Here is a 554-nt window from a genome sequence, read left to right on the forward strand (position 1 = left end):
AGTGCTTGTCAGGATCGTAACTGTCATCAAGAATCAGCGCGTTATCTTGGTCAGTGACAATGAGCTGCTCATCTCGCGCCATCGATCCCATCGCAACCAGACAGTATGGAATTGGAGCAGGACCAAGCTCTTGCTCGGCGAGTTCCGCTAATCGTTGCTTAAAGCTGCTGCCAATCACCGACATCGCTCGTCCAATCATGTGCGCGTTGGCGTCTTCATTGACCATGCGAACAAAACAATCTTTCACTTGCAGGGAAACTTGTTTGAGATCCTCCACACTGGTCTGTTGGAAAATCGAGCTCACCAGCAACAAGCTGTTTTGAGATTCGTAACGGACAATGTCCGTCATACCGATGATGCCTATTGGCTTCTTGTCTTTGAGAATCGGCAGATGATGCACGTTGTAGCGAAGCATGGTCAGCATCGCTTCAAACACATACGCGTTGTAATCAAGCGATACCACGTCGTAGCTCATGACCTCGCTCACCGAGATATTGGTATCAATCCCCTGCGCCAAAACCCGTATACATAAATCGCGGTCAGTAAGAATGCCA

At 48.9% G+C, this 554-nt stretch carries 1 protein-coding gene; it reads right to left on the bottom strand.

The window, feature by feature from the left end:
• Positions 1-554, bottom strand: a 554-nt coding sequence (locus R8O10_RS26890; RefSeq protein ID WP_318192183.1) for a DUF294 nucleotidyltransferase-like domain-containing protein, incomplete at both ends; no start/stop codon positions are given.

The sequence above is a fragment of the Vibrio sp. 1727 genome, assembly GCF_033344415.1.
In the GTDB taxonomy this organism is placed as follows: Bacteria; Pseudomonadota; Gammaproteobacteria; order Enterobacterales; family Vibrionaceae; genus Vibrio; species Vibrio alginolyticus.